General features: G+C 58.8%; 22 protein-coding genes. 6 read left to right on the plus strand and 16 right to left on the minus strand.

The window, feature by feature from the left end:
• Nucleotides 1-31 precede the first annotated feature (31 nt).
• Nucleotides 32-676, plus strand: a complete 645-nt coding sequence (locus F8N12_RS08830; RefSeq protein WP_150580116.1) for a TetR/AcrR family transcriptional regulator — start codon at nt 32-34, stop codon at nt 674-676.
• Nucleotides 677-806: 130 nt separating this feature from the next.
• On the opposite strand, the gene F8N12_RS08835 is transcribed toward F8N12_RS08830, so the two are convergent.
• Nucleotides 807-1589 carry a class I SAM-dependent methyltransferase gene (locus F8N12_RS08835; protein ID WP_150580117.1) on the minus strand — a complete coding sequence of 261 codons (783 nt, stop codon included), beginning with the start codon at nt 1587-1589 and terminating at the stop codon, nt 807-809.
• 93 nt (nt 1590-1682) lie between these two features.
• Here F8N12_RS08835 and F8N12_RS08840 point away from each other — a divergent pair, with 93 nt between their 5' ends.
• Nucleotides 1683-2303 carry an energy transducer TonB gene (locus F8N12_RS08840; protein WP_150580118.1) on the plus strand — a complete coding sequence of 207 codons (621 nt, stop codon included), beginning with the start codon at nt 1683-1685 and terminating at the stop codon, nt 2301-2303.
• A gap of 3 nt (nt 2304-2306) precedes the next feature.
• Here F8N12_RS08840 and F8N12_RS08845 read toward each other — a convergent pair whose 3' ends face one another.
• The 7 genes from F8N12_RS08845 to ppc all read right to left on the minus strand — a co-directional run bounded on the left by F8N12_RS08845 (nt 2307) and on the right by ppc (nt 9670).
• Nucleotides 2307-3002: an extensin family protein gene (locus F8N12_RS08845; RefSeq protein WP_150580119.1), complete on the minus strand. Its 696-nt coding sequence runs from the start codon at nt 3000-3002 to the stop codon at nt 2307-2309.
• Between the two features lie 2 nt (nt 3003-3004).
• Nucleotides 3005-3826, minus strand: a complete 822-nt coding sequence (locus F8N12_RS08850; protein WP_150580120.1) for an isocitrate lyase/PEP mutase family protein — start codon at nt 3824-3826, stop codon at nt 3005-3007.
• Between the two features lie 32 nt (nt 3827-3858).
• The gene (locus F8N12_RS08855) at nt 3859-4716 is read right to left on the minus strand and encodes a DUF72 domain-containing protein (RefSeq protein WP_150580121.1); all 858 of its coding nucleotides are present in this window, start codon (nt 4714-4716) and stop codon (nt 3859-3861) included.
• A 2-nt stretch (nt 4717-4718) separates the two neighbouring features.
• On the minus strand, nt 4719-5024 hold the full coding sequence (locus F8N12_RS08860) for a hypothetical protein (RefSeq protein ID WP_028622582.1): 306 nt from the start codon (nt 5022-5024) through the stop codon (nt 4719-4721).
• A 312-nt stretch (nt 5025-5336) separates the two neighbouring features.
• The gene (gene tsaB / locus F8N12_RS08865) at nt 5337-6011 is read right to left on the minus strand and encodes a tRNA (adenosine(37)-N6)-threonylcarbamoyltransferase complex dimerization subunit type 1 TsaB (RefSeq protein WP_150580122.1); all 675 of its coding nucleotides are present in this window, start codon (nt 6009-6011) and stop codon (nt 5337-5339) included.
• A gap of 87 nt (nt 6012-6098) precedes the next feature.
• Nucleotides 6099-6749 (minus strand): adenylate kinase, encoded by a 651-nt coding sequence (adk, locus tag F8N12_RS08870; protein WP_150580123.1) that lies wholly within the window; start codon nt 6747-6749, stop codon nt 6099-6101.
• A gap of 290 nt (nt 6750-7039) precedes the next feature.
• Nucleotides 7040-9670, minus strand: a complete 2631-nt coding sequence (gene ppc / locus F8N12_RS08875) for a phosphoenolpyruvate carboxylase (RefSeq protein ID WP_150580124.1) — start codon at nt 9668-9670, stop codon at nt 7040-7042.
• Nucleotides 9671-9872: 202 nt separating this feature from the next.
• Between ppc and F8N12_RS08880 the strand changes: the two genes are divergently transcribed.
• The 4 genes from F8N12_RS08880 (at nt 9873) to F8N12_RS08895 (ending at nt 13406) form a co-directional block, all read left to right on the plus strand.
• The gene (locus F8N12_RS08880; RefSeq protein ID WP_150580125.1) at nt 9873-10217 is read left to right on the plus strand and encodes a pilin assembly protein; all 345 of its coding nucleotides are present in this window, start codon (nt 9873-9875) and stop codon (nt 10215-10217) included.
• Between the two features lie 372 nt (nt 10218-10589).
• Nucleotides 10590-11003 carry a DUF4398 domain-containing protein gene (locus F8N12_RS08885; RefSeq protein WP_150580126.1) on the plus strand — a complete coding sequence of 138 codons (414 nt, stop codon included), beginning with the start codon at nt 10590-10592 and terminating at the stop codon, nt 11001-11003.
• 48 nt (nt 11004-11051) lie between these two features.
• On the plus strand, nt 11052-11840 hold the full coding sequence (locus F8N12_RS08890; protein WP_150580127.1) for an OmpA family protein: 789 nt from the start codon (nt 11052-11054) through the stop codon (nt 11838-11840).
• 144 nt (nt 11841-11984) lie between these two features.
• Complete coding sequence (locus tag F8N12_RS08895; protein WP_150580128.1) at nt 11985-13406, plus strand: transposase; 1422 nt, start codon at nt 11985-11987, stop codon at nt 13404-13406.
• Nucleotides 13407-13481: 75 nt separating this feature from the next.
• On the opposite strand, the gene F8N12_RS08900 is transcribed toward F8N12_RS08895, so the two are convergent.
• From F8N12_RS08900 to F8N12_RS08935, 8 genes are all read right to left on the minus strand, one after another.
• Nucleotides 13482-13811: a hypothetical protein gene (locus F8N12_RS08900; RefSeq protein WP_150580129.1), complete on the minus strand. Its 330-nt coding sequence runs from the start codon at nt 13809-13811 to the stop codon at nt 13482-13484.
• Nucleotides 13808-14722 carry an alpha/beta hydrolase gene (locus F8N12_RS08905; RefSeq protein WP_150580130.1) on the minus strand — a complete coding sequence of 305 codons (915 nt, stop codon included), beginning with the start codon at nt 14720-14722 and terminating at the stop codon, nt 13808-13810. The genes F8N12_RS08900 and F8N12_RS08905 overlap by 4 nt, the downstream gene beginning before the upstream one ends.
• A 146-nt stretch (nt 14723-14868) precedes the next feature.
• Complete coding sequence (locus F8N12_RS08910; protein ID WP_150580131.1) at nt 14869-16146, minus strand: flavohemoglobin expression-modulating QEGLA motif protein; 1278 nt, start codon at nt 16144-16146, stop codon at nt 14869-14871.
• Between the two features lie 23 nt (nt 16147-16169).
• Nucleotides 16170-16724 carry a hypothetical protein gene (locus F8N12_RS08915; RefSeq protein ID WP_150580132.1) on the minus strand — a complete coding sequence of 185 codons (555 nt, stop codon included), beginning with the start codon at nt 16722-16724 and terminating at the stop codon, nt 16170-16172.
• Between the two features lie 181 nt (nt 16725-16905).
• Nucleotides 16906-17607 (minus strand): TetR/AcrR family transcriptional regulator, encoded by a 702-nt coding sequence (locus tag F8N12_RS08920; protein ID WP_191623133.1) that lies wholly within the window; start codon nt 17605-17607, stop codon nt 16906-16908.
• A 107-nt stretch (nt 17608-17714) separates the two neighbouring features.
• Complete coding sequence (lysS, locus tag F8N12_RS08925) at nt 17715-19217, minus strand: lysine--tRNA ligase (protein WP_150580133.1); 1503 nt, start codon at nt 19215-19217, stop codon at nt 17715-17717.
• A gap of 99 nt (nt 19218-19316) precedes the next feature.
• Nucleotides 19317-20412 (minus strand): peptide chain release factor 2 gene (prfB, locus tag F8N12_RS08930; protein ID WP_150580134.1). Its coding sequence is split into 2 segments (ribosomal slippage): nt 19317-20339 and nt 20341-20412, totalling 1095 coding nucleotides; the frame shifts between segments, so codons are not numbered across the junction.
• A gap of 466 nt (nt 20413-20878) precedes the next feature.
• Nucleotides 20879-21880, minus strand: coding sequence for a diguanylate cyclase (locus F8N12_RS08935; protein WP_150580135.1), 1002 nt, complete (start codon nt 21878-21880; stop codon nt 20879-20881).
• Nucleotides 21881-21996 lie beyond the last annotated feature (116 nt).

Genomic DNA, 21996 nt, shown 5'->3' on the forward strand with positions numbered 1-21996 from the left:
AAACTTACCAGTCCAGTATTAAAAGCGAATAATGTCGAACAATCCTCCAACCTCAAACGGTCCGGGACGCCCCAAGGATCTGGCCAAACGCCAGGCGATCCTCGATGCGGCAAAAGTTCTCTTTCTGAGCAAGGGTTATGCGAGCACCAGCATGGATGCCGTAGCTGCCGAGGCGGGCGTGTCCAAACTGACCGTCTATAGCCATTTCAACGACAAGGAAACTTTGTTCTCGGCTGCTGTTGTCGCCAAATGCGAAGAACAATTGCCGAAGCTGTTCTTCGAATTGCCCGACGGGATCAGCGTGGAAGCGGTGCTGATCAACATCGCACGAGGCTTCCACCATCTGATCAACAGCGACGAATCTGTAAATCTGCATCGGTTGATGATGGCCCTGGGTAGCCAGGATCCGAAGCTGTCGCAGATTTTTTTCGAGGCAGGCCCGCAGCGCATGCTGCAGGGCATGGAGCGGCTGCTGAGCAAGGTTGACCAGATTGGCGCGCTGAGCATCGATAAACCGCGCAACGCCGCCGAACATTTCTTTTGCCTGCTCAAGGGTGCGGCGAATTTTCGCTTGTTGTATGGCTGCGGCGAACCGTTGACCGGCGCGGCGGCCGAGAGCCATGTACAGGAAGTGGTGGGGTTGTTTATGCGGGCTTATCGACCAGCGTCAGCCTGACGACTTTCGGTCGTCTGGGCTGGCCCTTCGCCGGAACGCCGCCCGGAGCAAGCTCGCCCCCACATTTGATCTTCACTCGACACACATCCAGTGTGGGAGCGAGCCTGCTCGCGATGGGCACGACGCGGTCTCAGGGCTTCAGCGCTTTCTTGGGATAAATATCATACCGGCTGGACTTGCCATCCAGCGCATGGCTCGGTTTTGGCCCGGCAATGCACGGCGCCTTACGCGGTCGCTTGACCACCACACGGTGGCTGGCCAGCGCCAGCGCGGCTTCGAGCAAGGCCGGCGCGTCCGGGTCATCGCCCACCAGCGGCCGAAACAGGCGCATTTCCTTCTTCACCAGCGCGGTTTTCTCACGGTGCGGGAACATCGGGTCGAGGTAGATCACCTGCGGCGGCTCCCCTTGCCAGTTGCGCATCACCTCGATCGAATTGCCCTTGAGCAAACGCATCCGCGCCACGATCGACGCCACATCGAAATCTTCCGCGCCGCGCGCTAATCCGTCCTCCAGCAGCGCACCAATCAACGGCTGACGCTCGATCAGGCTCATCTCGCAACCAAGACTGGCCAGCACAAACGCATCTTTGCCCAGCCCCGCCGTAGCATCCAGCACCCTCGGTCGCACGCCCTGGGCGATGCCGACAGCTTTGGCGATCATCTGCCCCGTGCCGCCACCGAACAAGCGGCGATGCGCCGCGCCCCCCTCGACGAAGTCCACCCGAACCGGCCCCGGGGCGTCCGCTCCCAATTGCTGCAGTTGCAACCCGTGTTCACCCACCTGCAAGGCAAATTCGCCATCGGCGACCTGCAGCGGCAGATCCAGCCGCTCGGCCCACTGCTCGGCCTGGGCCTGAAATGCCGCGCTCAGGGCTTCTACATGGATGCGGCAAGCCGCAGGTTGCTCAATCATGGGAAAACACGCTCAAAAAATTAATGATCGGCGAAAACGGCCGATAACAAAACTAACGAGCATTTTGCCAGAGCCGAGCGTCGACCGAGAAAAATGTCAGACATTCAACCTACATTCACAGGCTTCATTTCGCCCTACGGCGATTACAGCCTGCGAAATACCCAGGCACTGAGCGGTGTCAGTCACCTATGGCAGGATTTCTTTGCCCGGGCGCTGGCCGAGCAGTCGGGGGATGTGCTGCCCAAATCGTTGAATTTTCCGCCTGTCGATGTCGAAAGTCCGCAAGAGCCCACCGTCGGCAGCGAGTTGCTCGCGCACATCGTTTCGCAACGCGAATGCGATGTCACGGACACCCAGGTCAAACCGCCTGAGCCGCTGTTTTTACCGATTGCCGAGTTCGAGATGGACTTGGGCGACAAGCCTTTCCCACCGTTCCCGGCCGACGAGCTCGTTGCTCAACAGAAGCAGCAGGATTTCGAAAGCAGTTGGGTACGCCCTATCGTGCTGACTCACGGCCAGCTGATGTCGATATCCGGTGCAGCACCGCAACCCCGTCCACTGCACCTGCCGATTGCTGAATTCGAGCTGGACCTGCTCGACAAACCTTTCCCGCCGTTCTCGTCCGAAGAGCTGGTGGAACAGCAGAAGAACTTCGATTTCGACATCGGCTGGGCGCGCCCGATCGTACTGCAGAACCTGCGCATCGCCGCCTGACCCTCAGCGACAGACCGACCACGGCCCGACATCGAGATGAAAGTGATTTCGATGGGCGGCGTTGTAATCCGGGCTCAGCACCACACTGAACATGTCACAGGCGCCGTCGCGAACCTGACGTAGAAAACGTGCGTCCTGATTATCCTTTGGCCAGTCCTTCAGCACGTTGATGGCGCGGCCGTCGGCCAGACGAAATCCGGAGATATCCAATGCATCGGCGCTGGCATGCTGGCTGCGCCGGCCGTCCTCGCGACCGTAAACGTTGCGGCAGGCGAAGCTGCCCAGATGATCGACGCGCCTCACGGCCTGGCCATATACCGACTGAGCCGCCGGTTGCAGGGCGTGGCGTTCGAACAGCGCAAACGACACCGCCAGGCGGCAACTGGCGAGGAAGCTGCTGCTCAGCGCCACCTCCCCCCCTTGGACGCGCAACGTGTTGGTCAACGGGCACTTCGCGTCGGGGCTGTCGGCCTGACGGGCCACGCGCAGCCCGGAAGTGCTCAGGGCCTGATCGCACAGTTGTGGGTCATCGCGCAGCCGCATCAGTTTGTAGCGCGTCAGATAATTGGGATCAGCCCTGACGTCCAGCGGTGCCCACGGATTCCACTGCGGCGGCAGCGTGACCCAACCGCGCCAGACGCTCAATGTTGCGCCGCCAATGATCACCAGCATCAGCCACAGGCCCCAACGAAACCGCATCGTCAGCCCTTGAACAATTGATTGGCTTGCGCGTAAGGCATTGAGCGCGAGGTAAAGCTGAAGGTGCCTGACGTCTTGACCTCTTGTGCGGCGCGAAAGAACTCGCCATACGCGGCCAGCGCAAACGCAGACCCGACACTGATTCGTTTGACGCCCATTGCACTCAGTTGCTCGACCGTAAGTTTGAGCCCGCCGGACATCAGCACATTGACTGGCTTCGGCGCTACGGCACGCACCACCGCCAAAACATCTTCAGCACTGCGCAGCCCCGGCGCGTACAACACATCGGCGCCAGCTCCGGCAAATGCCTGCAAGCGGCGAATGGTGTCGTCCAGGTCAGGATTGCCATGCAGGAAATTCTCGGCCCGCGCCGTTAGCGTAAAGGGGAAAGGCAAGCTGCGCGCGGCGGAGACGGCGGCTTCGATGCGCGCAACGGCGTGCTCGAAACAGTAAATCGGTGCGTGCTCGCGGCCCGTGGCGTCCTCGATTGAAGCGCCGACGGCCCCCGCAGCCGCGACGCGCAAAATACTCTGTGCGCATGGCGCCGGGTCATCGGCAAAGCCGTTTTCCAGATCGACCGCGACCGGCAGATCAGTTGCGTCAACGATGGCCCGAACATTCGCCAACGTATCGTCCAGCGTCAGGCCGCCATCCGCTCGGCCTTGAGAAAAAGCGTAGCCAGCGCTGGTCGTCGCCAATGCCTCGAAGCCAAGGCTGGCGAGCATTTTTGCCGAGCCGGCGTCCCACGGGTTGGGAATGACAAACGCCCCGTCGCGCTCGTGCAGGGCTTTGAACGCTTGGGCTCGAAGGGTTTGCGCATCCATTGGCAGGCTCCTGAAGAAGGGACGAGGACGCCTCAGAGCAAACCAAGTTGTTCGGCGGCGGGCTCTCTGTATAACTCAGGCAGCGGCGGCAGGCCAGGCAAACGCAGCATCAGTTGTGCGTGGAAACGTTGCGCGAGTTTCGCTGCGAACAGATTGTCGGAAGTGTGCAGGAAGATGTAGGGCGTGCGCCCCTCTTCAATCCACTCGGCGAATTTCTGCACCCAGGGTTCGAGGAATGGATCATTGGCTTCCAGCTGCGGATGGCCGATGAAGCGCACTTGCGGAGACTGCGTGAACGCGGCCGGCCGTGGCGGAACTCGGGGTTTGTGTGACTGCGCGTGCAGCACGGCGGGGTCGGTCGATGTGCAGCTGAACAGTGCGCGCGGATCCAGGCAAATGCGTTCGACGCCACGCTCAAGCAACAGCCGATTGAGCGCGCGCTCGGCTTCACCCTTGGCGAAAAACTCATCGTGGCGCACTTCGACGGCCAAGGGTCGGTCGACGGCTTCGATGAACGCGGCCAATTCGGGCAAGCGCTGCGGCGTGAAGCTTTTTGATAACTGCAACCACAGCGGCGATACGCGAACGCCCAACGGCCTGAGCAATTGCAGGAACGTCTCGGCGCCAGTCAGTTGTTCGCGCAGGTCACCACCGTGGCTGATGTCGCGGGGAAACTTGGCGGTGAAACGAAAATGCTCCGGCATGACCTCGGCCCAACGCTGTACCGTGGATGCAGCCGGGCTCGCGTAGAAAGTCGTATTACCTTCCACGGCATTAAATATTCGAGAATAGAAATTGAGGAATTCTGCAGGCTTTGCATCAGGCGGATAAAGGTAATCGCGCCAGGCGCTTTCACTCCACGACGGGCAGCCGAGGAAGTAAGGCAGCACCGTCAGATGTACAGGTCGAGACCCAGCACATCCGCATCCCAATCGACAAAACCGGCGGTGCTGAGGTAGCTGGCCAGTGCCATCGCCACACTTTTGCTCATGGCGCGGTGGTAAAGCATGTCTTGCTGACGGGCCGGCAGGTTGCTCAGGCGTTGCGCGGAAGCTTTGGCAGCGCGAGCGGCCATTTGCTCTTCGGAGGGGAATTCCAGTTCTCCATCAATATCGATGGAGTCGTCCTCGACCACGCGGCCTCTGGCAGGCTTGCGCTTGATGGGGTAGGACTGTGAGGAAAGGCCGTCTATACGCATAACGTCATGGCTCGGTATCAGTGATGGCAGTTTAGTGGCACACAGCACACTTCGCAAACAGCCGAGTGATAACTAGAACACAGAAATACGAAAAGGTTTTAAAACGTGGGGAAAAACTGACGATTGGCTGGAAATGAACGTATTTTTTTGTGGCTTGGGGGCTTGCTGTGGCGTCGTCCTGCCCGCGCCAGGTGGCGAAGCGACTTTGGAGTTCATCAGATAGACCGGGTCGCAGGTCTTACGACTGCTACGCAGCCGGACGGAGACAAGTCCCCTCGCCACAGGGAAACGGGCCAAAGGGGATTGAGTCGATTAGCGCGCTTTCGGGGTGGCCACTTTATCGCGCAGATAAACCGGCTGAGCGTCATCGGCGACGATCGCCTCCCCGCGCTCCCAAGCAAATCGCGCAAGGCTCAGCAGGTCTTCGGCATGCGGCAACATACCCGCATCCTGGCCGGTCAGATTGACGGCTATACGTTCGGCATATCCCCAACCGGTGCCCGCGCCGAACCATTCGCCGCTGGCATCGGCCGGTAGCCCTGCCGCTTCCGGCGGCAACACTGCTTCGTTGCCGACCAGACGCATTTCCCCGGCCGTTTCGCGGTAGCAACCCCAATACACTTCATCCATGCGCGCATCGATGGCTGCCGCGACCTGACTGACGCCATGCTCGCGGTAAGCCCGTTGCGCCAGCACGGCGAGGTTCGATACCGGCAGTACGGGACGGTCCAGCGCGAACGCCAGCCCTTGCACCACGCCAACGGCAATGCGCACCCCGGTAAACGCGCCCGGTCCACGGCCGAATGCAATCGCATCCACCGCTTGCAACGTGGTGCCAGCGTCGGCGAGCAGTTGCTGGATCATTGGCAACAACTTCTGCGCATGCAGGCGCGGGATCACCTCGTAATGACTCGTAACCTTGCCGTCATGCAGCAAGGCAACGGAGCAAGCTTCAGTCGCGGTGTCCAGGGCCAGCAAGGTGCTCATCGATGTTTCCACAAGAAAGGTCAGAAAAAAGTGCGCCAGTATAAACAACTACGGCCCGCAAGCGGGCCGTAGAAGATCAAGCGGTAATCAGCTCAATGCTTCAAGCACTTTGCCGGTGATGGCTTCAACCGAACCAACGCCAGCAATGTGGCTGTACTTTGGCTTGCCATCGGTTGCAGCGGAGAGCTTCTGATAGAACTCAACCAACGGCTTGGTCTGCGAGTGATAGACCGACAGGCGATGACGCACGGTTTCTTCAGTGTCGTCCTTGCGCTGCACGAGTGCCTCACCCGTGATGTCGTCCTTGCCGGCCAGTTTCGGCGGATTGTAAACGGTGTGATAAACGCGACCGCTGGCTTCATGCACACGACGACCGGCGATGCGCTGAACGATCTCTTCGTCATCGACAGCGATTTCGACCACATGGTCCAGTTCCACACCGGCATCAACCAGCGCTTCGGCCTGCGGAATGGTGCGCGGGAAACCGTCGAAGAGGAAACCGTTGGCACAGTCGGGCTGAGCGATACGGTCCTTGACCAGTGCGATGATCAGGTCATCGGAGACCAGGCCACCGGCGTCCATGATGCTCTTGGCCTTGATGCCCAGTTCGGTGCCGGCCTTCACAGCGGCACGCAGCATGTCGCCGGTGGAAATTTGCGGGATGCCGAACTTTTCGGTGATGAACTTCGCCTGAGTACCTTTTCCGGCCCCGGGAGCTCCCAGCAGAATGACGCGCATCGATGTGCTCCTCAAATTTTTATATAGAAAACAACGGATTCGCCTCGTGGGGCCAATCTCAAAAAAACAGGGTCGTGACCGCCCAAACGGCCAAAGGCTGATCAAGATACACAGCAGGCCCTGAGCACACAAGCCGCCGAAAGTCGGAGAAACCCGCGACTGGCGTGCCCCTGCGAGGAGGTTCGCCAAGTCGCAACCCCATCAATATCTGTCGCTTGGCAATAGTTTTCGCGGCAAAAAAAACCGCCACTCGAAGCCGACTCCGAGTGACGGATGCCTCCCGCAAAATGTTAGCCGGTGTTTCGCAACCCGGCGGCAATCCCCGCTACAGACACCAGCAACGCTTGTTCCACCGGGCTGCCCTGCGCCACTTCCTGCTGCCGCGACCGCGCCAGCAACTCCGCCTGCAATAGATGAAGCGGGTCGAGGTAAGTGTTACGCAGCCGGATGAATTCCAGGGTGTCGGGACTGTGCGCAAGCAACTGGGACTGGCCGGTCAGGCCGAGTACAACGGCGCAAGCCTGCGACAATAGGTCGCGTAAATGCGCACCTAAAGGCAGCAGTTGCGGCTCGACCAGGCGCTCATCGTAGGACTGCGCGATGTCGGCATCGGCCTTGGCCAGGACCATTTCCAGCATATCGATACGCGTACGGAAGAACGGCCACTGCTCGCGCATCTGCCCCAGCAGTTCGCCCTCGCCACGTTCCAGTGCCTTGCTCAACGCGGCCTCCCAACCAAGCCAGGCCGGCAGCATCAGGCGGGTTTGAGTCCAGCCGAAAATCCACGGAATCGCCCGCAAGCTTTCGATGCCCCCCGCACGGCGCTTCGCCGGGCGGCTACCGAGTGGTAAGCGGCCCAACTCCTGCTCAGGCGTTGACTGGCGGAAATACTCGACGAATTGCGGATTTTCACGCACCACGGCACGGTAAGCGCAGACACCGTCTGCCGCCAATTCGTCCATCAGGTGGCGCCATTCAGGTTCAGGTGGCGGCGGCGGCAACAGCGTCGCTTCGAGGACTGCGGCCAGGTACAGATTCAGGTTTTGTTCGGCGATGTCCGGCAGGCCGAATTTGAAACGAATCATTTCCCCCTGTTCGGTGGTGCGGAAACGTCCTGCGACCGAACCCGGTGGCTGCGACAAAATCGCTGCGTGTGCAGGACCGCCGCCACGGCCGACAGTGCCACCGCGACCGTGGAACAACAACAGTTCGACTTGCTGCTCGCGGCAGATGTCGACCAAGCGTTCCTGTGCACGGTACTGGGCCCAGGCTGCCGCAGTTGTGCCAGCGTCCTTGGCTGAATCGGAGTAACCGATCATCACTTCCTGCGGGCCGTGCAGGCGTGCGCGGTAACCGGGCAGCAGCAACAGTTGCTCGATCACCGGGCCGGCGTTATCGAGGTCAGCGAGGGTTTCAAACAGCGGCACCACGCGCATTGGCCGCAACACACCGGACTCTTTGAGCAGCAGTTGCACGGCGAGCACATCGGACGCGGCACCGGCCATGGAAATCACGTAGGAACCCAACGACGCTGCCGGCGCCGCTGCAATTTCCCGGCAGGTGGCGAGCACTTCAGCAGTGTCTGCAGACGGTTTGAAATAGGCGGGCAGCAAGGGCCGACGGTTATCCAGCTCCCGGGAGAGGAAATCGATGCGCTGCTCTTCGCTCCAGTCTTCGTAGCGACCGAGACCCAGATAGTCAGTGATCTCGGTCATGGCGGCGCAATGCCGGGTCGAATCCTGGCGCACATCGAGGCGCACCAGGAACAAGCCAAAGGTCACGGCCCGACGCAGGCAATCGAGCAGCGGTCCGTCGGCGATCACGCCCATCCCGCATTCGTGCAGCGACTGGTAACACAGCTCGAGTGGATCGAGCAGGTCGCGATTGTCTTGCAGCACATCGGCACTGACCGGCGTGGCTTTGCTTAAAGAGGCGTGCGCCCAGGCACGGGTCGCGCGCAGTCGTTCACGCAACTGTTTAAGTACCGAACGGTAGGGTTCGGCGCTGTCCGGGGCTTTGGCTTTCAGGGCGTCGCTGGCCTGCTGCATCGACAACTCGGCGGCCAGATGATCAACATCACGCACGAAAAGATCGGCGGCCATCCAGCGCGCCAGCAACAAGACTTCGCGGGTGACCGCTGCGGTTACGTTCGGGTTGCCGTCACGGTCGCCGCCCATCCACGAGGCAAAGCGGATCGGCGCCGCCTCCATGGGCAGGTGCAGACCGGTAGCGTCGTGCAAGGCCTTGTCGGCCTTGCGCAGATAATTGGGGATGGCTTGCCACAGCGAATGTTCGATCACCGCAAAGCCCCATTTGGCTTCATCGACCGGGGTCGGCCGGGTGCGGCGGATTTCTTCGGTGTGCCACGCTTCAGCAATCAAGCGCTGCAGCTTTGTCTGGATCTGCTCGCGCTCGGCGCTGGTGAGGTCGCGGTGATCCTGCGCGGCCAGTTGCGCGGCGATGGCGTCATATTTCTGGATCAGCGTGCGACGGGCCACTTCAGTCGGGTGCGCCGTCAGCACCAGGTCGATTTCCAGACGCCCCAATTGCCGGGCCAGTGACTCGGGTTTATGCCCCTCTGCCAGCAGACGTGCGAGCAGCTCGGGCAACACGCGCGTTTCGAACGGCGCCGGCTGCGATTCTTCGCGGCGGTGAATCAATTGATATTGCTCGGCGATATTGGCCAGGTTGAGGAACTGGTTGAAGGCGCGCGCGACCGGCAGCAATTCCTCTTCGCTCAGTTGATTGAGGCTGGCACTCAGCTCAGCGTCCATCGACCCGCGGCGATCCGCCTTGGCGCCTTTGCGGATCTGCTCGATCTTGTCGAGAAAGCCCTCCCCGTACTGTTCACGAATGGTGGTGCCCAACAGCTCACCCAGCAGGTGAACGTCCTCGCGCAAGCGTGCATCAATATCGGTCATCAGCAGTTCTCCAGCGAAAAATCCGGTCAGCCAAGACCTCGAAGAGTGCCGCCCCGGACTACTTCTTACAAGCAAACGACGAAGGGACTTTAAACCCTTGGCGATAAAGCTAGTCTGAAGAGTAAGCCACACAACGGCTTTAGCCGGCCAGACGCCGGACATTCACACGGCCTGCCACGAGCAGGTGCGCCATGAGGTCATTATGAAAATCCGCGAGCTTGCCCAACATTGGGAAGAAAACGCCAAGGGTCGCCTGACCGATACCGGGTATAAAATTCATCTGGACATGGAAGCAGCGGCGCGGCTGGCGGCTATTACCGAGATGTATCCCAAGCGCCACCCTGAGGAATTGCTCGGCGAACTGATAGGCGCTGCGCTGGAAGAGCTGGAAAAAAGCTTTCCCTACGTGAAGGGTTCGACCGTCGTCGCGACCGACGAAGAAGGCGATCCGTTGTACGAAGACGTTGGGCCAACCCCGCGCTTTCTCGCGTTGTCGCGTAGACATTTGCATGATCTGGCTTCGGGGAATGACGATCAAAAGCACTGATTAATCTCCTCTTGTGGGGTCGGACTTGCTCGCGAAAGCCATCTTCCAGTGATCCACCGATGGGCTGATACGACGCGTTCGCCGGGCAATCCCACTCCCACAAAGTTTTCATGTCACCTCCAAAATTGCGCGTCTGCGGTGGTTGAAAAAAACCGCGGATACCTGCGCAGCTGCGCAAAAGTTCCCGAGTTAGAGCCTTGTTCGTTTGGTCATTGTTTTTTCGGGCGATTGGCCATACCCGCTGAACTTTTGAAAAACGCCTCGGGTCACACCCATTAACCACGCCTGGGACGACCGTTTCAAATACCCCGGAAATTAACGGTCGCGGCTCCACACCCAGGATGGAATTATTGTTTTTCAGGAGTTATCCCAATGGAGTTGAAAACCATGAAGACCCCAACTGCCAAATCCTCGTTTACTTCACTGCGCGGCCTGAAGCTGGCAGCTTTGGCAATCGGCAGCACGTTCGTATTGGCCGGTTGCGCCGGTAACCCACCGAGCGAGCAATACGCGGTCACCCAGTCGGCAGTCAACAGCGCAGTCAGCGCTGGCGGTACCGAGTTTGCAGCAGTGGAAATGAAATCCGCTCAGGACAAACTCAAGCAAGCCGAGATGGCCATGCACGACAAGAACTACGAACAAGCGCGCATTCTGGCTGAGCAGGCTGAGTGGGACGCTCGTGTTGCCGAGCGCAAAGCCCAGGCGATGAAAGCCGAACAGGCCGTGAAGGACGCTCAGAAGGGTGTTCAGGAACTGCGTCAGGAAAGCCAGCGCACCGTGCAATAAGCGCCGCTACGACGTATTTCTTACTCGACTCAAAAGGACGAAACCATTATGCGTAAACAATTGATGATCCCTGCCCTGCTGGCCGCAAGCGTTGCACTGGCTGCCTGCTCTACACCGCCTAACCAGAACCTGGAACAGGCCCGCACCAACTACAGCGGCCTGCAAGCCAATCCTCAGGCGAGCAAAGTCGCGGCGCTGGAAACCAAAGAAGCCAGCGATTATCTGGACAAGGCCGACAAGGCTTATCTGAACAAGGAAGACGAGTACAAAGTCGACCAACTGGCTTATCTGACCAATCAGCGCGTGGAAGTGGCTAAGCAAACCATCGCTCTGCGCACCGCGGAAGCCAATCTGAAGAACGCTGCAGCACAACGTGCCCAAGCGCGTCTGGATGCTCGTGATCAGCAGATCAAGCAGCTCCAGGACAGCCTGAACGCCAAGCAGACCGATCGCGGTACCCTGGTAACTTTCGGCGACGTGCTGTTCGCCACCAACAAGGCTGACCTGAAATCCAGCGGTCTGGTAAACATCAACAAGCTGGCGCAATTCCTTCAGGAAAACCCTGATCGTAAAGTGATTGTCGAAGGCTACACCGACAGCACCGGCGCGGCTTCGTACAATCAGTCACTGTCTGAGCGTCGGGCCAACTCCGTGCGCATGGCGCTGGTGAAAATGGGCGTTGACCCAGCGCGCATCGTTGCTCAAGGCTACGGCAAGGAATACCCAGTCGCAGAAAACAGCAGCGTTTCGGGTCGTGCGATGAATCGTCGTGTGGAAGTAACCATTTCCAACGACAATCAGCCTGTGATGCCACGTTCGTCTGTGAGCTCGAACTAAGCTTCGCTTGCTTAAACACAAAAGCCCCGCCTGAGTTGATCAGGCGGGGCTTTTTAATAGCTGTTAGTTCTGATAGTAGGCAGGGCACATCACCGGCATTAACGTAGTTCCAGCATTAATTTTAATGTAAAAGGAGTCTACATAATGCTTACAAAAGTGATGATGGGGGCCGCTCTGGTCCTATCGAGTGGTGCTCAAGCCGAGGGCCTCCAATCTGTCGATAACTTTCGGTATGACGAGCATGACGCCCTGCCGGGCACTATGTCTTTACCCGATCCAGCGGTGAATGGTCGTCCGCAGTTAGGTGAAAAAAATGTCCTGGTGACAGTAACGAACTGGCAGGGCGAAAACACGCTGGACAAAACAAAAATTGAAAAACATACACTCTCAACGGATGTTGATTCGTTACGCAGTTATATTACGGCGGCATCAAAAGGAAAGCTTACTCTTAACGGGCGAGTCGTGTCCTATACCTCCGGCCCGCGCCCGCAGGGCTGTAAGCCGTCAGGCCAAGTGAACCAAATATCTCTGGCAACTGCTGAGGGACTAAAAGCTGCCGCAGCAAATGGTATTGACCCTAAAAGCGTGGATTACTGGATCAACGTAATTGACTGTCACGGCGGAGCCTCAGCGTGGATGCCTGGAAATACAATGGGGGTTTACGGCATGGCTGGCGGCCCACATGTCTACAAACATGAGTTCGGGCATAACTTGGGTTATGCACATGGCAGTACTTACACCCGATGCCCAAGATCGGGGGACATCGTCAACGCACCCACAGGATGCTCAATGGTGGGGTACGGGGACACAGGCGATTCCGTTTCGGGCGGAGGAACCTTGTATCCTGCCTTCAATCGGTGGTATTCCGGTTGGCTGGATGATAAACAAGCAGCAACCATTAAATCGACGGGGCTTTACCGTCTTGGGGTCCTCGGAGGTTCAGGCCCTCAGCTGTATCTGATCGAGCGTCCTGGCGATGGAGCAAGAACAGTAAACTACTTGTCTTTAGAGTACCGAAAACCGACAATTTTCGACGACTTCGAAGAAACCGACAATAGAGTTAACGGAGTATGGGCACGATTCAGCACGATTGTTTACTACAACAATTTTATTATGAATACTCAACTTGATGGCACACCTGAAACGGCTACGACGGCCGATCCAGCACTCCTTCCGGGAAAGATTTTGAAAGATGAACCCGCTGGAATCACTGTTGCAGTATGTAGTGCATCCGACAAAGAGGCGACCATCGCCGTAGGCGTAAGCGGAGAGTCGGCGCCCAGCTGTGATGTCCCCTACCTCAGCACCCCCCGCGAAAGCGCGGTTACCGGTCCTGCGCCCATATTTTCCGGAGGCACTGCACTTCTTGGCAGTACCGTTGTGGTGATTACCGCCGGTAATCCCTCCGATGTACTCGCTACCACCAAATCAGACGACAAGGGCAACTGGTCTGTCCGTTCAAAAGAACTGAAAGGCGGTACAAAGTGGATTCAGGTAGGTCAAGCGCTTAACGGGCAGCCCACTAAATGGAGCGAGCCTCAAAGCTTCCATGTTCGTTGGGAGTAAGCCAATTAATCTTTTGGAGCCCGCGCCGCACAGTCAAGCCAGGGTCAATAGGCAGGCTTGACTGTTGGAGCGATTTTACGGTGCGAGCTGCTGCGGAGTTTCTTCGCCCATGCAGCGCACCGCTTTTTTCTTGTTGTTGATCAACACGCCGCTCAGCCCTTTCTGTTCGGTATCGAACATCACCAGCACGCCATCGATGCACTGCGCCACCTGTGCCGCCGGCTCCAGGGAAACCTTGTAGTCTTCGCCCGGCACAGTCTTGAGCATGGTGAAGTCGCTGAGCAACAAGGCATCTTCAGGCTTGGCGAAGTGCAGGTAACCGTAGAACCACAAGGCACCGACAGTGCCGAGGATGCTGCAGATACCGGTGATGATCAGCGGAATGGCGTTGCGTTCTTCACTCATTGCGGACTCTCTGGTGATTCGTTGACAGGATTCGGTGGTGCCGGGTAATTGGGGATTTCACCCAGTCGGCGCAAACCGTCGAAATGCTGCGGGTCGTCGAGATAACGCAGCATGACCTTTCGCCACACCGGGTCGGCGAACGTTTGTACGTGACCGCCTCGGGTCAGCTGTAGCACGCGCGGCGGCGGCGCAGCTTGATATAGTCGGATGCCGTTGGAAAGGGGCACGATCGGGTCGTCGATGCTGTGGTAGATCAGTTTCGGCACCCCGTTGAGTTGCGTCATGGAATTAATTGCGCTGTCACCGTCCGGCACCAGCCAGGACAGCGGGACTTGCAGCGGCCAGGTCAGCCAGGAATTGCTCAAGGCGAAACGACCGATGCTGCGGTAACTGGCCGGGACGCCGTCGAGCACGAACGCCTTGAGTTGCTTTTGCCGTTCCGGGTGCTGTACCAGGTAGTGCACGGCCATCGAACCGCCGAGGCTCTGGCCGAGCAGGATCAGCGGCTTGCCTTTGACTTCCGGGGCCTGGTCGAGCCATTTGAACGCAGCGTCGATGTCTTGATAGATCGCCGGCAGACTCGGTTTACCTTCGGACAAACCGTATCCGCGATAGTCGATCAGCAACACTTGATAGCCTTCCTCCGGCAACCACCAACTGCCACCCAGATGCATCGGCAGATTGCCGCCGTTGCCGTGCAGATGCAGCACCGTGCCTTTGACCTCGACACCTTTTTTCGCCGGCAGCCACCAAGCGTTCAGCCTGAGGCCATCAGCGGTGGTGACGGTCACCTCGCGGTATTCGAGCTTGGCTTTTTCCGGGGTGAACAGCTGGCCGGGCTCGGGATAGAAGAGCAAGGAGCTGCAACCGTTCAAGGTCAGAAGCAGGCAGAAGATGCCGAGGATTCTCATCCGGTGAAACCTCGCAAAAAGCGGGATTGAAATACAACTCCCTGTAGGCGCGAGCCTGCTCGCGATAGCGGAGTATCAGGCAACATCAATACTGAATTTCGGTCCGCTATCGCGAGCAGGCTCGCTCCTACAGGGGGATCAGTGTTTTACAAAATATTGGAGTAATCCGCTTCGATCCGGTCCAGGCTCAGGTGATTGAGGAAGTTGGAGAAGCACATCCACGCCGACAGCGCATTCATGTCGCGGAATTGTTCCGGCAAATACTTGGGCGGCACCACCAGACCTTCATCGACCAACTGACGCAACGTGCGCATGTCTTCCAGCGTGGTCTTGCCGCAGAACAGCAGCGGCACCTGCTCCAGCTTGCCCTTACGCACGGCCAACTGAATGTAGTTGTAAACCATGATAAAGCCCTTGAGGTAGGACAAGTCTTTGGTGAATGGCAGGCCGGTCGGCACCGAGCCGCGGAAAACCCGACTGGCGTTGCCATAACTTTCCGCCATTTCGAAACCCTGCTCGCGAAAAAATTCGAAGATCTGCAGGAAATCCGCGCCCTCCTCGACCATGTGAATGGCGCGGGTGCGGTTGGTGAGTTTGCGCAGGCGACTCGGGTACGAGGCGAAAGTGATGATTTCCATCAGGATCGCCAGGCCTTCCTGGGTCACCGTCGACGACGGTGGACCTTTGGACAGAAAGGTGCAGATCGGCTGATTCAATCCATTCAATGTCGTGCCGACATGCACCAGCCCTTCGTGCACTTCGAGGGCGCGCACGTCGCGCTCGTTGAACATCGCGTCGGTGCGAATCTTGATGTAGTCGGCACCGGCCGCCGCGTCGGCGACGATACCGTCGGATTCGAACACGCGAATAGTTTCTTCAGCCTCACCGAACACCCGGCTCAAGCGGGTCTGCAACATGTTCACGGCGTCCTTGGCGGTGAGGATTTTCGGCTCGTCCTTCAGATCGCCGCGACCGTCGATGTTGTTGAGGTAATCGGAAAGCATCAAGCCCAGATCAGACAGCGTCGGATCGCCGGCATGAAACGCGTCAGAGGCAGCGCCATACAGCTCTTGCGAGATCAGACCAAAATCCTCGGTACCGCGCGCTTCGAGCATGCGCACCACCATCCGGTATTCCTTGCACATACGCCGCATGATCTGGCCGACCGGATTGAACTGGCCGAGCTGACGGGTAATGTCGCGTTCGATGTTCTGGAACTCCAGTTTGACCTTGCTGGAGTCGAACGCCAGTGGACGGTTGAGGTAGTAATCACGGTCGACGGCGGGCATTTCCTTGCCCTTGGCCTTGAGGAAACCCTTGCGAATGCTGTCATCCCATTTGACCGCGTCGAGGACGCGTATCGGCGTCTGTGCCAGCACAATGCGATCGGACAAAATGCGTATCGTCTGCTGGTAATCGTCCACCCGAAACTCCTGTAGAAAAACCGTTATTTGGCTTTGGTCTGGCGCTGATAGCGCACGGCTTCAACGAACACGTCGGAATTGGCCGGGTTGTCGAGGTACGCAAACACCTGATCCATTGCGGTGTTGACAAGCACGCCGTCGCCGTCGTCGGTCTGAAAGCCTTCGCCACTGAGGACTTTCTGCCCCATGGCCTGTTTGATCTGCTCGAGGTCGAGGTTGTAGACCACCAGTTCCTGCTTGTCGGTGAGTTCGAAACCGGCAATCGTGAAATGTCCGCCGAACTGCGCCGGGACTTTCGCCGACAGATACCAGCGATTGCCGTGGCGCGACACGGTGAAAGGATAGGCTTCGCGCTCTTTGGGTTTGGCCTTGAAGTAACTGACCGCCTGGTAGCGATTGTCGCTGGTACGCGTCAGTTCGAGGTTCATCGGCTCGCCCCAGGCATTGGTGCTGGTCCATTTGCCTAGCAAACCTTTGGGCGCGGGATCGCTGGCGGGCAGCGGCTCCCGAAAGGTCACCAGACAGCCACTGAGCAGCAGGAATGCCAAGGCGATCACGGCGACACGCCAGGTTTTCATTCTTTACTCCCTATGAACACAACGCCCATTCACACCAACCTGTAGCAGCTGCCGAAGGCTGCGTTCGGCGACGAAGGCGTCGTAAACCTGCGTCCGCGCTCGTTGATCCACTGTTCAGAAAATACGACCGCTGCGCGGCCGAACTCAGCCTTCGGCAGCTGCTACATGGATCTCGCTCGATTTATACCGACGCCAGCACCAGGTGCATATAACGCGTGAGTATGCCGAGCATTTCCGCTTCGGCCTCAGGTTCGGCGTCGTTGAGCAGGCCCTGATATTCCATCCGACCGATTATCGCCGTCAACACCTTGGCATCCTGTTGTGGCTCACGCGAACCCAATACCTGGAAAAGCTGGCAGCTTCCCTGCAGCAGAATCTGCTGATGGGAGCGCACCAGTTTCGCCAGCCGCGGGTTAAGCAGCGCTTCCTGACGAAAAGCCTGCTCGGCCATCAAGTGCTCGCGCCGGTTGATCAACTGCCGATGCACATAGTCGGCCATCAGCCGCGCAATGTCGTCCGCCAACCGCGAGCGTGACTCGGGGCTGCCATCGCCGCTGACGACCATCTCGCGCAGCAGACCTTCGTTGTTCACCCACAACTTGGCCATGAAAGCCGCGCTGCGCTCAACGTATTGAGCGAAGGTATCGGTGAGCAAATCATCGATATCCTTGAAATAGTAAGTCGTCGCCGACAGCGGCACAGCGGCCTCGGCGGCTACCGCACGGTGGCGCACGGCGCGCACGCCATCACGCACAACGATGCGCATGGCCGCATCGAGAATATCCTGGCGCCGCTGCTCGCTGCCCTCCCGGCTGGCCTTGCGGCCCTGGTACTGAACACTTTCAGCGACCGCGGCGGCGATGTTAGAGGAAAGAAGCTGCAAGTTATAAGCTCCAAGCTGCAAGTGAAAGCGGGGAGTCGGCTTGCAGCTTGCAGCTGCCGCCGCTCCCTATCCAGAAAAAAGCCGCCTTGTTTAAGGGCGGCTTCCATTTACGCTTGCGGCCGCATGTGCGGGAACAGGATCACGTCGCGGATCGACGGGGAGTTGGTCAGCAGCATCACCAGTCGGTCGATGCCAATCCCTTCACCGGCGGTTGGCGGCATGCCGTACTCCAGCGCACGAACGAAGTCGGCGTCGTAGTGCATGGCTTCGTCGTCGCCGGCGTCCTTGTCGGCCACCTGCGCCATGAAGCGCTCGGCCTGGTCTTCCGCGTCGTTCAACTCGGAATAGGCGTTGGCGATTTCACGGCCGCCGATGAACAGTTCGAAACGGTCAGTGACGTTCGGGTTCTCGTCGTTGCGGCGCGCCAGTGGCGACACTTCGAACGGGTACTGGGTGATGAAGTGCGGCTGCTCGAGTTTGTGCTCGACCAGTTCTTCGAAAATCATCACCTGCAACTTGCCCAGACCTTCGAAGCCCAGCACTTTGGCCCCGGCCTTCTTGGCGATGGCGCGAGCCTTGTCGATGTCGTTCAGATCATCGGCGGTCAGCTCAGGGTTGTACTTGAGGATCGAGTCGAACACCGACAAGCGCACGAACGGCTCACCGAAGTGGAACACCTTGTCGCCGTACGGCACATCGGTGCTGCCCAGAACCAGCTGCGCCAGCTCACGGAACAGTTCTTCGGTCAGGTCCATGTTGTCTTCGTAATCGGCGTAAGCCTGATAGAACTCCAACATGGTGAATTCGGGGTTGTGACGCGTCGAAACACCTTCGTTACGGAAGTTGCGGTTGATCTCGAAAACCTTCTCAAAACCGCCAACCACCAGACGCTTGAGGTACAACTCAGGCGCGATACGCAGGAACATTTCCATGTCCAGCGCGTTGTGGTGGGTTTCGAACGGCTTGGCCGCAGCGCCGCCGGGAATGGTTTGCAGCATTGGCGTTTCGACTTCGAGGAAGTCGCGCTGCATCAGGAAGCTGCGGATGTGCGCAATCACTTGCGAACGTACGCGGAACGTCTGGCGCACTTCTTCATTGACGATCAGGTCAACGTAGCGCTGACGGTAGCGTTGTTCGGTGTCGGTCAGGCCGTGGTGCTTGTCCGGCAGCGGGCGCAGCGACTTGGTCAGCAGACGCACGGTGGTCATTTCAACGTACAGGTCGCCTTTGCCGGAACGGGCCAGGGTGCCTTCGGCAGCAATGATGTCGCCCATGTCCCAGGTTTTCACCGCGGCCAGGGTTTCTTCGGACAGGGTCTTGCGGTTGACGTAGACCTGAATGCGACCGGTCATGTCCTGGATCACCATGAACGAGCCACGGTTGAGCATGATGCGACCGGCAACCTTGACCGGGACTGCAGCCTCCGCCAGCTCTTCCTTGGTCTTGTCCGCGTACTGTTTCTGCAACGCATCGCAGTAGTTGTCGCGGCGGAAGTCGTTGGGGAAGGCATTGCCCTTGGCGCGCTCGGCAGCAAGCTTTTCCTTGCGAAGGGCGATCAGGGAGTTTTCTTCCTGTTGCAGGGCTTGCGGGTCGAGTTCTTGGTCGCTCATGTCTTTAAGTATTCCATCAGGTTCATTGTCCCCGGCCTGTGGCCGGGGATCGCTCAGCAAGGACTAGGCGTCCCCCCGAGCTCCTACAGGGGGGCGGTGTTACAGGCCTTGTTTCAGGCTCGCTACCAGGTATTCGTCGATATCGCCGTCGAGCACCTTGTCGCAGTCGCTGCGTTCAATGTTGGTGCGCAGATCCTTGATCCGCGACGCATCGAGCACGTAGGAGCGAATCTGGTGACCCCAGCCGATGTCCGACTTGGTGTCTTCCAGGGCCTGCGAGGCGGCGTTGCGCTTCTGCACTTCCTGCTCGTACAAGCGCGCCCGCAACATTTTCATCGCGGTATCTTTGTTGGCATGCTGTGAACGTTCGTTCTGGCAGCTGACCACGGTGTTGGTCGGTACGTGGGTAATACGTACGGCCGAGTCGGTGGTGTTTACGTGCTGACCACCGGCACCGGAGGAACGGTAGGTGTCGATGCGCAGGTCCGACGGGTTGATGTCGATTTCGATGTTGTCATCGATTTCCGGCGATACGAACACCGCCGAGAACGAGGTGTGACGGCGGTTGCCGGAGTCGAACGGACTCTTGCGCACCAGACGGTGCACGCCGATTTCGGTACGCAACCAGCCAAAGGCATATTCGCCTTTGATGTGCACGGTGGCGCCTTTAATACCGGCGACTTCACCGGCTGACAGTTCCATGATGGTCGCGTCGAAACCGCGCTTGTCAGCCCAGCGCAAATACATGCGCAACAGGATGTTGGCCCAGTCCTGGGCCTCGGTACCACCAGAGCCGGCCTGGATGTCCAGGTAGGCGTTGTTGGCGTCCATTTCGCCACTGAACATCCGCCGGAATTCAAGTTTTTCCAGCGACTCGCGCAGACGTTCGACTTCAGCAGCGACGTCATCGACGGCGGCCTGGTCTTCTTCTTCGGCGGACATCAGCAGCAAATCTTTGGCGTCGGCCAGACCGCTGTGCATTTCGTCGAGGGTATCGACGATCTGTGCCAGCAGTGACCGCTCGCGGCCCAGTTCCTGAGCGTACGACGGGTTGTTCCAGACAGCCGGATCTTCAAGCTCGCGATTGACTTCGGTCAGACGCTCATGCTTTTGATCGTAGTCAAAGATACCCCCGAATAGTTTCGGAGCGCTCGGACAGGTCCTTGATACTGTTAAGGATCGGGTTGATTTCCATGGCGGGCAGCACTCGTTGGCGAACTTTTGAAAGCCGGCGAGTATACCGTAATCAGGCTGTCACGGCAGCCCGCCCGGCGGCTTTAGCATCGAATGGATTTAACCGAGCGACGCTCCCCCCGTAGCAGCTACCAAGCCCGCAAGGCCGCGTCCGCCCCCGTGGCAGCTGCCAAGCCCGCAAGGCTGCGTCCAACCCGTAGCAGCTGCCAAGCCCGCAAGGCTGCGTCCAATCTGTAGCAGCTGCCGAGCCTGCGAGGCTGCGTTCAATCTGTAGCAGCTGCCGAGCCTGCGAGGCTGCGTCCGGCTGCGAAGCAGTCGCAAAACCAGACACTACGATCTCCCAGGCAAACCGCGCGCACAGAATTGGCGAGGACTGCGTCCTCAAACGCAGCCTCGCAAGCCCGGCAGCGGCTACATAAGTGCGCATTCACCAGAGGGACACTCACAAGGGCACATTCACAAGTGCCTTACGCGATGCCCACCTGATTGCGCCCATTATGCTTGGCCAGGTAAAGGCCCTTGTCAGCCGCCAGGATCAGCTCTCGGCAATTGCTGCCCTGCTGAGGGACCATGGTCGAGAGGCCGATGCTGATGCTCAGACTTGACCCTTCAATCGGCGAAATATGCGCAATCTTCATAGCAGCCACCGACTGGCGCAGCTTTTCCGCGACCAGTCTCGCGCCGCCCGGGGAGGTATTGGGCAACACCAGCGCAAACTCTTCACCGCCATACCGCGCCGGCAGGTCGGACGGTCGCGCGCTGGCGTCGCGAATGGCCGCTGCCACTTTACGCAACGCCTCGTCGCCCTCCAGATGCCCAAAACTGTCGTTGTAGGATTTGAAATAATCGACGTCGATCATCAGCAGCGACAACTGCGTCTGGTCGCGCAACGAGCGGCGCCACTCCAGCTCCAGATATTCGTCGAAGTGCCGACGGTTCGACAGGCCGGTCAGGCCATCGGAATTCATCAGCTGTTGCACGACCAGGTTGGTGTCGAGCAACTGCTGCTGGCTGACCCGCAGCGCGCGGTAAGCCGCATCCCGTTGCAGCAGGGTCATGTAGGAACGCGAGTGATAACGGATGCGCGCCACCAGCTCGATGGTGTCCGGCAGTTTGACCAGATAATCGTTCGCTCCGGCCGAGAACGCTGCGCTCTTGATCAGCGGGTCTTCCTTGGTGGACAGGACAATGATCGGAATGTCTCGGGTAGCCGGGTGACTGCGATACTCGCGTATCAGGCTCAGACCATCGAAACCAGGCATCTTCAGGTCCTGCAGAATCACCGTGGGCTTGATGCGAATGGCCTGCGCCACCGCCTGGTGTGGATCAGCGCAAAAATGGAAGTCTATATTGGCTTCACTCGCCAACCCGCGGCGCACCGCTTCGCCGATCATGGCCTGATCGTTCACTACCAACACCACGGCGGCGTTTTCGTCAATCTTGATGCCATCCAATTGCAGATCATTCATGTGCGATCACCTGAGTGGTGCCTGGACCGGGATTGCTGTCGAGAGTAGTCATTGGCCGAGAATCTCCAGCAATCGTGGTGCGATCTTGTTCAGTGGACGAATCACCATGGCGACGT

Origin of the sequence: Pseudomonas fluorescens, assembly GCF_902497625.1 — a bacterium.
GTDB classification, from domain to species: domain Bacteria; phylum Pseudomonadota; class Gammaproteobacteria; order Pseudomonadales; family Pseudomonadaceae; genus Aquipseudomonas; species Aquipseudomonas fluorescens_BQ.

Excerpts from the sequence above, each read along its gene's own strand:
- F8N12_RS08830 (WP_150580116.1), top strand. The coding sequence starts at position 32 with ATGTCGAACAATCCTCCAACCTCAAACGGTCCGGGACGCCCCAAGGAT.
- F8N12_RS08835 (WP_150580117.1), bottom strand. The coding sequence starts at position 1,589 with ATGATTGAGCAACCTGCGGCTTGCCGCATCCATGTAGAAGCCCTGAGC.
- F8N12_RS08840 (WP_150580118.1), top strand. The coding sequence starts at position 1,683 with ATGTCAGACATTCAACCTACATTCACAGGCTTCATTTCGCCCTACGGC.
- F8N12_RS08845 (WP_150580119.1), bottom strand. The coding sequence starts at position 3,002 with ATGCGGTTTCGTTGGGGCCTGTGGCTGATGCTGGTGATCATTGGCGGC.
- F8N12_RS08850 (WP_150580120.1), bottom strand. The coding sequence starts at position 3,826 with ATGGATGCGCAAACCCTTCGAGCCCAAGCGTTCAAAGCCCTGCACGAG.
- F8N12_RS08860 (WP_028622582.1), bottom strand. The coding sequence starts at position 5,024 with ATGCGTATAGACGGCCTTTCCTCACAGTCCTACCCCATCAAGCGCAAG.
- tsaB (WP_150580122.1), bottom strand. The coding sequence starts at position 6,011 with ATGAGCACCTTGCTGGCCCTGGACACCGCGACTGAAGCTTGCTCCGTT.
- adk (WP_150580123.1), bottom strand. The coding sequence starts at position 6,749 with ATGCGCGTCATTCTGCTGGGAGCTCCCGGGGCCGGAAAAGGTACTCAG.
- ppc (WP_150580124.1), bottom strand. The coding sequence starts at position 9,670 with ATGACCGATATTGATGCACGCTTGCGCGAGGACGTTCACCTGCTGGGT.
- F8N12_RS08880 (WP_150580125.1), top strand. The coding sequence starts at position 9,873 with ATGAAAATCCGCGAGCTTGCCCAACATTGGGAAGAAAACGCCAAGGGT.
- F8N12_RS08885 (WP_150580126.1), top strand. The coding sequence starts at position 10,590 with ATGGAGTTGAAAACCATGAAGACCCCAACTGCCAAATCCTCGTTTACT.
- F8N12_RS08890 (WP_150580127.1), top strand. The coding sequence starts at position 11,052 with ATGCGTAAACAATTGATGATCCCTGCCCTGCTGGCCGCAAGCGTTGCA.
- F8N12_RS08895 (WP_150580128.1), top strand. The coding sequence starts at position 11,985 with ATGCTTACAAAAGTGATGATGGGGGCCGCTCTGGTCCTATCGAGTGGT.
- F8N12_RS08900 (WP_150580129.1), bottom strand. The coding sequence starts at position 13,811 with ATGAGTGAAGAACGCAACGCCATTCCGCTGATCATCACCGGTATCTGC.
- F8N12_RS08905 (WP_150580130.1), bottom strand. The coding sequence starts at position 14,722 with ATGAGAATCCTCGGCATCTTCTGCCTGCTTCTGACCTTGAACGGTTGC.
- F8N12_RS08915 (WP_150580132.1), bottom strand. The coding sequence starts at position 16,724 with ATGAAAACCTGGCGTGTCGCCGTGATCGCCTTGGCATTCCTGCTGCTC.
- lysS (WP_150580133.1), bottom strand. The coding sequence starts at position 19,217 with ATGAGCGACCAAGAACTCGACCCGCAAGCCCTGCAACAGGAAGAAAAC.
- F8N12_RS08935 (WP_150580135.1), bottom strand. The coding sequence starts at position 21,880 with ATGAATGATCTGCAATTGGATGGCATCAAGATTGACGAAAACGCCGCC.